This window comes from Aeromonas sp. LsrichE-8G (genome assembly GCF_022869435.1).
Lineage (GTDB): Bacteria > Pseudomonadota > Gammaproteobacteria > Enterobacterales > Aeromonadaceae > Aeromonas > Aeromonas caviae.
Genome location: NZ_JALIHH010000129.1, coordinates 1 through 8,357, shown reverse-complemented (window position 1 = coordinate 8,357; position 8,357 = coordinate 1). Strand labels below are relative to the sequence as shown.

The window sequence follows — 8,357 nt, the reverse complement described above, 5'->3', positions numbered from 1 at the left end:
CTAATCGCAGCTTCAAGGATTACGACGACATCCTTGATGCCTGCACATCGGCCTGGAAGCACTTTATTGCCGATGTGGAGCGGGTGATGTCACTTTGTAGCCGAGATTGGATAAAACTGACCTAATGTTTAATCCGATTGGTATCATCGGCGCTGGGGTCACGCTTCAAGCAAATGGCGCTCTCTAGCGCAGAGGAAATGCTGTACAGCTCGTTGGCGGTATCTTGATGTTGCTTGTTCATGCGGCGGCCCTCCCGGTCGGAGTGCGGGACAGGAACACCAGAGGCAGGCCAGGCAGGTTAGCGCGGGCTTGTGCTTCGGTGTCAGCAACGGCGGTAATGGTGCGGATACGGCGCAGGTCTGCCAGACGGCAGGCGCTTGGGGCAATCAAGAAGGTGAAGGTCACGGTATGAATCCTTGGTTTTGATAGACCAAGGCGGATCGGGTAGCCGCAAGACAGTGCCAAACCAAGGAAGGCACAGTGGGGGCGTTTTCTTTGGCTCCCGACCCATGCCCCCAAAACTGGATAGATCCCCGGCAGGGTGCCGGAAATGGGGGAAGAGGTGCGAATTGTCCTTGGTTTAGTCACAGCTTGCGGGTGTCTAATCCGCCAGCCATGCCGCCACTTGTCTAAGGTGGCGACGGCACGAATCGTACCGTGTCGGACGGTATCAGGCAAGCCCGCCCGGCTGATTTTGGGCAAGGCTTCGCCCTGGGCAGTGAGCCCATGGGTATTCATGGTCATAGATACCTCGGGGTTAGGCGGCGGGTGGGAGGGGGGCTGCTTCGGGTGAACGAGCGCACAGAACGGCGGCATGGTCATCAGCCAGCGGTGCGGCGTTGCGTTGCTTGCGCCAGTGGTTGATCAGGGCCACCAGCTTCTGAGCCTGCTCCCGGTCGGCCAGCCAATAGCGCTTGATCCGGGTGATACCGCCGCCGCTATGCTGGTGCTCAAAGAAGGTGTCCATTATCTCTATGCCGTGCTCCCGGCGCAGCTCGCTTATCGAGTTGCGCGGGTTCATGTCATGAAGGCCAGCCAGGGCAGACAAGGCGCTAACTCCTTGGGCTCCTTGTTCCAGTAGGTGAAGCGCAACCAGTTCGTGCTTGGTGGCACAGCGGGTCGGCTGGGTGGTATGCTTGTCACGCTCAAGCAGATAGGTCGTGCCGTTCGCGGTGCGGCCATTTTTTTTGTCCATCGCCTGCCTCCTTATGCTGCGGTTACACCACATTGTTCCAGCCAAGCCACAACATCGCGCTCACGCCATGCCACTCGATTCGGGCCGAGCCGTACTGGCTTCGGAAAGCGCCCTTTTGCCATCATGTCGTAAAGGGTGCTGCGGGACAGGCTGGTCACTGCCTCCACTTGCTGACGCTTCATCAGGGTTACTTGACTCAGGTCGATACTCATTTGCTTGCCTCCGGATACAAAAAACCCGGCGCAATGGCCGGGTTATAAAGTGGGTTTGTCTGGCGTTTCGTTCGGGGAGTCTCTGGGCGTCACCTCCAAATAAAAAACCCGGCGCGGTGGCCGGGTCTGGAAATAAAAAGGCCCGATCTATAGAGATTGGGCCAGTATGGGTAAATCCTAACGTTGGACACCATTGGTGTCAACGGGTATTCGCCGGAATCTATGCAATTTTAATCACCACGCCACCAGCATTGTCAGCGTCGCCCACATACTGCCCCCACAGCTCCATCAGCCCGCGCCGCTTTTCCAGCACATCCCCGCGCCAGTAAGCAGCCTCGGCCCCCTGGGCCACCACATGGGCAAGGCACATCTCGCATATCTCCCTTGGGTAGGTGGTGCGCTCGGCAGCCCAATCACGAAACGATGACCGGAAGCCGTGAACCGTGAAGCCTTCCGCTCCATGTCGCCGCATGAACATAGTTACCGCCCCAGCGGATAGATGGCGGTCTGGTCGCTGCCCTGGGAACACATAAGGGGAGCCCTGTACTCTTGGCAGGCTCATGAGTAGGGAGATAGCCCGCTTGCTCAGTGGTGCCCGGTGATCTCGTGCGCCCTTCATCCTTATGGCAGGGATTGACCACTCACCCCGCTCAAGGTCGATCTCGTCCCATGTGGCCCCCAGTGCCTCACCTGCTCGGCAGGCGGTGAGAATGATCAGCTCCAATACCTTGGCGCTCATGCTTTCAGTCTGGGCGATCTGGTTGATAAAGGTGGGGACTTGCTGGAACGGCATAGCAGCATGGTGTTTCACCGCCGCCACCTTGGCGCGTTTGGGGAGCAGCTTATCCAGGTGGCCGCGCCACCGTGCCGGGTTCTCACCAGAGGTAAAGCCTCTGGCCTTGGCGGCATCAAGTATCAGCTCGATACGATTTCGCACACGTGAAGCCGTCTCAGTCTTGGTCTGCCATATTGGTTGCAGGATGTTTAGCACGTGCTCGGTGTTGATCTCGTCCGGCTGCAACTTGCCAATCACCGGGTAGGCGTACTGCTTCAGGGTGTTGGCCCATTGCTGGGCGTGTTTGGCGTTCTTCCATCCTGCCCGGTGGGCCTCGATGTACTGCTCACCCAGATCACTAAAGGTAACCGCCCGCGCCGCTTCCTCCTTGGCTGCTCTGGCGGCTGCTCGCTTCTCGCCTATCGGATCTTCCCCTTGCTGGATCATCCGGCGAGCCTCAAACGCCAGTGTTCTGGCATCAGCCAAGCTGACACCGGGGTAAGCCCCTAGCCCCATGTCTCTTAGCTTGCCCGCTTGGCGATAGCGGAACACCCAAGAGGCCCCGCCGCCCCTCCCTATCTTCAGGTAAAGGCTGTCGCCATCGTTGGTCATGCCGGGCTGGCCCGCCCTACAAAGACCCTCAACTGTTCTGGCTGTGAGTTTCCCCATTTTTACCCGCTCCCCTGTCCGTTCAATGGCTTGGCCGGGGGTGCTGGATCACAGCCCATACTGAATCCATCACACGCCAGCCCATACCTCAGCCCATACTTTAGCGCCGGATTTTACAAGAATCTATCGGAACGACTCGGAACGGGTTTGTTGTATCTATCCGCAATATATAAGGTTTCCCCGGCACTATGCGGAATGGCTCAGAACGGATTGCGGCGGACTGTCTCTCCGCCATTTATTCCCCTCAAGCCCGCGCCCGTCGCGGGTTTGTCATTTCTACTGTCCATCCCCCGGCTCAGCCATCTCCCAATGTCTTTTCCGATTTGAGGCCTGTGGTCACGGTGTCGCGTAGTCTCACCCCATTCTCTCGAATGTCCATTCACCTGATTAGCCACTTGCCGGCCCAGACAGGTCTCCCGGGGTCATCACCAACATGGTGATGGGGCATGGGCCCGCACCTGCAGGGTCATCTGGCCTCAGCCATCGCGATCCCCCTGATAGGCGCAGAAAGCCTGCGAGTAGATGTGTCCAGAGTTGGCTATTGGTGCTTGGTTTTCTATCCCGCAGCCATCATCAGAGCAACGTGGCTGCGGGTTGGAGACTCATGCCTTGCGGCTGGCGAGCTGGCGAAGGCGCTGGGTGCTCTGGTGCAGACTCTGGTGCTGCACCTCGTTCAGGGCGCAGTGCTTGAGCACGTACTCGGCGCTGGCCACCACCGTCTTCCAGCGCGGTGCCTTGGGCAGGGTGTCGAGGTTCAGGTACTTGTCGAGGGTGCGGGTCTGGGGACTGGAGCGGTCCATGTAGACCCGCCACAGCTTGCTCTTCTCCGCCAGCACTATCTTGCCCTTGCCGGTGCTCTGCTGCCAGGTCTCCAGGGTGAGACGCATGGTGTCCACCAGGGCGCGGCGCAGAGGTTCGTCATCCTGCTGGCGAATGAGATCGTCGGCCAGCGACCTGAACTCCCCTCCCAGCCGGCTCAGTTCCCCCAGCAACTGGCCATCCTCGATGATGGCCTGGCGAGAGAGGCTCTTGAGGGCGTTCTCCAGTGCAGCCATGCGATTGTCGTCCTGGCGCGGTTCTGTGCCAAGGGTCAGCGCATAGGCGTGCTGCCCCCCCAGGTTGATGGGCAGGGCGCGGGCGTTGAGGGTGTCTCGCTGGCCCGCCACCAGGAAGTCCAGCTCCCGCTCCGGCTGCGCGGTCATGTCGGGCCACTGGCTTGCCAGCGGGGCGGCCAGCCACTCGTCCAGCATCTGCCCCTCCATGGCTTCCGGCTCCTGACCCAGCAGGCGCGCCAGGGCCCGGGAAGCAAACAGCACCCCTCCTTGCTCATCGAGGAAGACCATGGGGTCGGCCCCCTCGCCAAGCAGGGCGAGGAGCCGCTCCTGATCCTGGTGCAGTTGTTCCTGGAGCAGCAGACGGTGCTCTATCTCCTGTTTGAGCAGGCGGTTCTCCACCAGGGAGGCGCGCCCGGCGCTGGCCTCCAGCAGGGCTCTCACCCGGGCGAACAGCTCCTCCTTGCAGAAGGGTTTCACCAGATAGTCGTTGGCCCCTGCGTTGAAACCCTCTTCAATCTCCTTGGGCTGGTTGAGGGCGGTGAGCAGCAGCACCGGCAGCTTCTCCTTGGGGTGCTGCTGGCGCAGACGGCGGCAGACGTCGAAGCCCGAGAGGGTGGGCATCATCACATCAAGCAGGATGAGATCCACCGGCTCCTGAGCCAGCTTGGTCAGGGCGTCGTGGCCGTCGCTGCTGGGCAGGATGCGATAACCGCAGGGCTGCAGCAGGTGGCGCAGTATGTGTAAATTGATGGGCTCGTCATCCACCACCAGGATGACGGGGGCATCTTGCGGCGGGGGCGGCAGATCCTCGCTCTCCCAGTCCGGCAGGATGACGGGTTGCTGGCGCACCAGCTGGTGCTCTATCTGGCGGCTGTCGAGGGTCAGACTGCCCGCCTTGCCGCTGGCCAGCGGTAGGGTGAAGGCGAAGGTGGAGCCGACGCTCGGCTCGCTTTCCACGAACAGCTCCCCCCCCATCAGGTGCACCAGCTGGCGGGTGATGGAGAGACCAAGGCCCGCTCCCTGCTTGCTCACTTCCGGGCTCATCTGCACCAGGGGCTCGAAGATGTGCTCCAGATGGTCCCTGGCGATGCCGATGCCGGTGTCGGTCACCTTGATGCGCAGGAAGTTGCCCTCCACCAGGGCGCTCAGCACCACCTTGCCCTGGGGGGTGTACTTGATGGCGTTGCCCACCAGGTTGTAGAGCACCTGCTCGAGGCGCTGCTCGTCCGCCAGCACAGGGGGCAGCTCGGCGGGGCTCTTGTCCACCAGGGTGAGGGGCTTGGCCTGCACCAGGTGCTGGCAGAGATCCAGCACCAGCCGGATGACCCCCTTGGAGGAGACCGGCTGGGGGTGGATCTCCAGCTGGCCGTAGCGCATCTGGTGGTAGTCGAGCAAGTCGTCCACGAGGCGGGCCAGACCGTCGGCGCTCTTGATGATGAGGCCGAGTTGTTTCTGCTGCCCTTCGGTCAGGTCCTGCTGGCTGGCGAGCATGGACTCGGCCATCCCCTTGATGCCGTGGATGGGGGTGCGCAGCTCGTGGGAGGTGTTGGCCAGGAGCTCGTCTTTGAGCTTGTCCGCCTGTTGCAGGCTGAGGTTCTGCTTGTGGGTCAGCTTGACCTGCTGTTGCAGCTCCTGGGTCTGGCGTTCGATGAGCTCGATCTTGTCCTTCACCGAACGCTGCATGTGGCGAAACGCCTGGGCCAGCCGGTCGATGTCATCGTCGGTGCGGGGGATGGTGATGGGGTGATCCAGAGCGCCGTCCGCCACCTGTTCGGCGGCGGCGGTGAGGGATCGCAGGGGCGCCGTGATGGAGTGGGAGAGCCAGCGGGAGAAGAGGATCAGCAGCAGCAGTGAGCCTGCCCCCAGCAGGATCACCAGCGTCTCGAGCTGGCGGATGGGGGCATAGGCCTCGCTGGTGGAGATCTCGGCGATGAAGGCCCACTCGGTATCGAACACCTTCACCTGGGTATAGGCGGCCAGCACCTCGTCATCGTGGTAGGAGAGGAAGGGGCCGACCCCCTGCTCCCCGGAGAGGGCCTTGATGATGAGGGGGGTCTGCAGCGGCCGGAAGTCGGGGCTGAAGCTGTTCTCCACGCTGAATTCAGGGGCGAGCCAGGCGTTGGCGCGCATCCGCTTGTCCGGGCCGATGAGAATGGTCTCGCCGGTTGCGCCGAGCCCCTCCCGCTCCGCCATGATCTGGTTGAGCTTGTCCGGCAGCAGCTCGAAGATGACCACGCCGCGCACATAGTCGTACTGCATCACGGGAGCGGCGAGGTAGGCGACCACCTGGCCGGTCAGCTCGTTGCGGCCAAAATCGGTGAACTCGAAGATCTGCTGGGGCTTCTGGCCGCCATCGAGGCGGCGCTTGATCTTGGCGAAGGTGTTGCCAAGACCGCTGGACTGGTAGGGGCCAGAGAGCAGGTTGGTGGCGAAGTTGGCCTGCTTGGTGACCGAGTAGACCACGTCACCGTTGAGGTCGACCAGGAAGATGTCGCTGTAGTTGGACTTGCGCACCATGTCGGCGTAGCCGCGATGGAAGCGCTGGTGGACGCGGCCATACATCTCGTCCGCCAGGATGAGGGCGCTGATGGAGGGCTCTATCTCCACCTGACTGTCAGGTTGTTGCAGCTTGTCCCAGGAGCCCGGCACATAGCGGGCCTGGGCGCGGGCGCGGGCCTCCTGCGGCGTGGTGCCGAGCTTCTCGAAGGCACCGGTGAAACCGTAGAAGCGACCGATACTGTTGCCGGCAAAGTCCTGCTGGGAGAAGTTGATGATCTGCTCCTTGAGGTTGCCGAAGTAGTCTTGCAGCTGGTTTTTCTTGATGTTGCGTACCGAGACCAGATGGTTGGAGGTCTGGGTGGTGAGATCCTTGCCGTGGCTATAGAGGAAAAACAGGGTGACGACCAGGAAGGGCACCAGGCCCAACATGAAAAAAGCCAGCATCAGCTGCGGTCTGAGCCCCCGAGGCCTGAAGTTCCATTTCATCGCATGATTTTCAATTGATAATCCAGTTACTAAACGCGATGAGTTTCTGACTAAAGGCTAACTATTTCAATGGCTTTATCTTAAATTCGCTCGTCGGGTCACAGGGAGCGGGGGGATTTTCGACCAAGGCGTCTAAAGGGTGAGCAAACAGCACGGGAAAGGGCTCAAAGTGAGAAAAAAGGGTTGTGCCCGGGCTCGGGGTACGTATAATGCGCCTCGTTGTCAGGCAACTGGCACGCAAGCAATAATGCGGGAATAGCTCAGTTGGTAGAGCACGACCTTGCCAAGGTCGGGGTCGCGAGTTCGAGTCTCGTTTCCCGCTCCAATACTCCATGGCACCAACCATGGACATCACTCTCAAGGCAATGCCTTGTCAGCATGGCGCGTTAGCAAAGCGGTTATGCAGCGGATTGCAAATCCGTTTAGTCCGGTTCGACTCCGGAACGTGCCTCCATCTTCTCCCTGTTATCCACATCACTGACGTTGTCCATCCGCCCTGGCGGCCCAGGATGATGCTTCATTGGATGTCAGTCAGCCGTGAACAACCTTCCCGTTGCCACGTTTTGTGCAGATGTAGATCCATCTCGGCCAATGCCTCGCCCCTGGATCCGGACCTCTCTTCGCCCCCCTGTTCTGCCAGCGCGGCCATCTCCTTTATCAGCAAACCGCATTGCCACAGGCTGGCGGTGGGGACCCCGTGATAGGGGATGTCGATGGCATCGTCACGATTGAGCCGCCACTCCTGCCACTGGCTCCAGGCGAGCACGCCCAATGCCCCCAGCAGCGCCGCATCTGCAAGTTTCATCCTGTGTTCCCCCGATCTGGTCCAGTCCTCGTTAACTCTGGAACAGGGGCCGCGTTTTGCCACCTTTGTTGTTTTTTAGTTAAAGAATGTAACCCGGTTTCATTTTTAGGCTTTTAGCCCCATTTTTTATCAAAAAATGGCGCTGTCGGTGTAGTAATCCTACAATGATTGGCGTAATCTTTGTTCAGTGGTCTTACCAGTGAGGCGTTACATCATGTTTCATCCCTTCTCCCTGACTCAGATAATCCTTCGCCGCATCTTCGTCTTGGTGGCGGGTTTGCTCGCCTTCCCGGTGATGCTGTTTCGCCGGGATCGCGCCCGTTTCTACAGTTACCTGCACCGCATCTGGAGCAAGACCAGCACCAAGCCGGTCTGGCTCAAGATGAGCGAGCGAGGGGAGCGGATCTTCTACTGATCCTCCCCGCGACGCCCGCTTCACCCGGTGCCAAACTGGCGTGACAGGCAGGGCGCACCTCCCGATATAAAAAAACCGACACCCTGGTGTCGGTTTTTTTAGGTTCATCGCGGCTTTCCGGGGAAGGCCGCCTTGATTTTCAGAAAAAAGTATTCTGAGTCCCTAAATCCATATGCCATACGCTTTATCACTTTGATCTTGTTGTTCACCCCTTCCAGCACACTCGTGTGCATCGGGTAGTTTGCA

8 protein-coding genes, 2 tRNA genes and 1 pseudogene are annotated in these 8,357 nt (G+C 60.1%); 4 read left to right on the top strand and 7 right to left on the bottom strand.

What is annotated here, in order from left to right; translation table 11 throughout:
* Positions 1 to 125 (top strand): annotated as a pseudogene (locus MUW49_RS17125) (IS630 family transposase); the annotation flags it as partial.
* Between the two features lie 112 nt (positions 126 to 237).
* Here MUW49_RS17125 and MUW49_RS17120 read toward each other — a convergent pair.
* The 5 genes from MUW49_RS17120 to MUW49_RS17100 form a co-directional block, all read right to left on the bottom strand.
* Positions 238 to 744 carry a hypothetical protein gene (locus MUW49_RS17120; RefSeq protein ID WP_244813006.1) on the bottom strand — a complete coding sequence of 169 codons (507 nt, stop codon included), beginning with the start codon at positions 742 to 744 and terminating at the stop codon, positions 238 to 240.
* 13 nt (positions 745 to 757) lie between these two features.
* On the bottom strand, positions 758 to 1,195 hold the full coding sequence (locus MUW49_RS17115) for a helix-turn-helix domain-containing protein (RefSeq protein WP_244813005.1): 438 nt from the start codon (positions 1,193 to 1,195) through the stop codon (positions 758 to 760).
* 11 nt (positions 1,196 to 1,206) lie between these two features.
* Positions 1,207 to 1,407, bottom strand: coding sequence for an AlpA family phage regulatory protein (locus MUW49_RS17110; RefSeq protein WP_081000901.1), 201 nt, complete (start codon positions 1,405 to 1,407; stop codon positions 1,207 to 1,209).
* Positions 1,408 to 1,627: 220 nt separating this feature from the next.
* The gene (locus MUW49_RS17105) at positions 1,628 to 2,851 is read right to left on the bottom strand and encodes an integrase arm-type DNA-binding domain-containing protein (protein WP_280520831.1); all 1,224 of its coding nucleotides are present in this window, start codon (positions 2,849 to 2,851) and stop codon (positions 1,628 to 1,630) included.
* A gap of 602 nt (positions 2,852 to 3,453) precedes the next feature.
* Entirely contained in the window at positions 3,454 to 6,891 is a 3,438-nt protein-coding gene (locus tag MUW49_RS17100) for an ATP-binding protein (RefSeq protein ID WP_010673541.1), read from the bottom strand.
* A gap of 249 nt (positions 6,892 to 7,140) precedes the next feature.
* Between MUW49_RS17100 and MUW49_RS17095 the strand changes: the two genes are divergently transcribed.
* Both MUW49_RS17095 and MUW49_RS17090 read left to right on the top strand, forming a co-directional pair.
* Positions 7,141 to 7,216, top strand: a tRNA-Gly gene (locus tag MUW49_RS17095).
* Between the two features lie 55 nt (positions 7,217 to 7,271).
* Positions 7,272 to 7,345 (top strand) — tRNA-Cys (locus tag MUW49_RS17090).
* 63 nt (positions 7,346 to 7,408) lie between these two features.
* Here the strand turns inward: MUW49_RS17090 and MUW49_RS17085 are convergent.
* Positions 7,409 to 7,696 (bottom strand): hypothetical protein, encoded by a 288-nt coding sequence (locus tag MUW49_RS17085; protein ID WP_049636605.1) that lies wholly within the window; start codon positions 7,694 to 7,696, stop codon positions 7,409 to 7,411.
* A 214-nt stretch (positions 7,697 to 7,910) separates the two neighbouring features.
* On the opposite strand from MUW49_RS17085, the gene MUW49_RS17080 reads away from it, so the two are divergent.
* Positions 7,911 to 8,111: a YbfA family protein gene (locus MUW49_RS17080; RefSeq protein WP_045523888.1), complete on the top strand. Its 201-nt coding sequence runs from the start codon at positions 7,911 to 7,913 to the stop codon at positions 8,109 to 8,111.
* 104 nt (positions 8,112 to 8,215) lie between these two features.
* Here MUW49_RS17080 and MUW49_RS17075 read toward each other — a convergent pair.
* On the bottom strand, positions 8,216 to 8,357 hold a 142-nt coding region (locus tag MUW49_RS17075; protein WP_210537842.1), incomplete at its 5' end, for a transposase.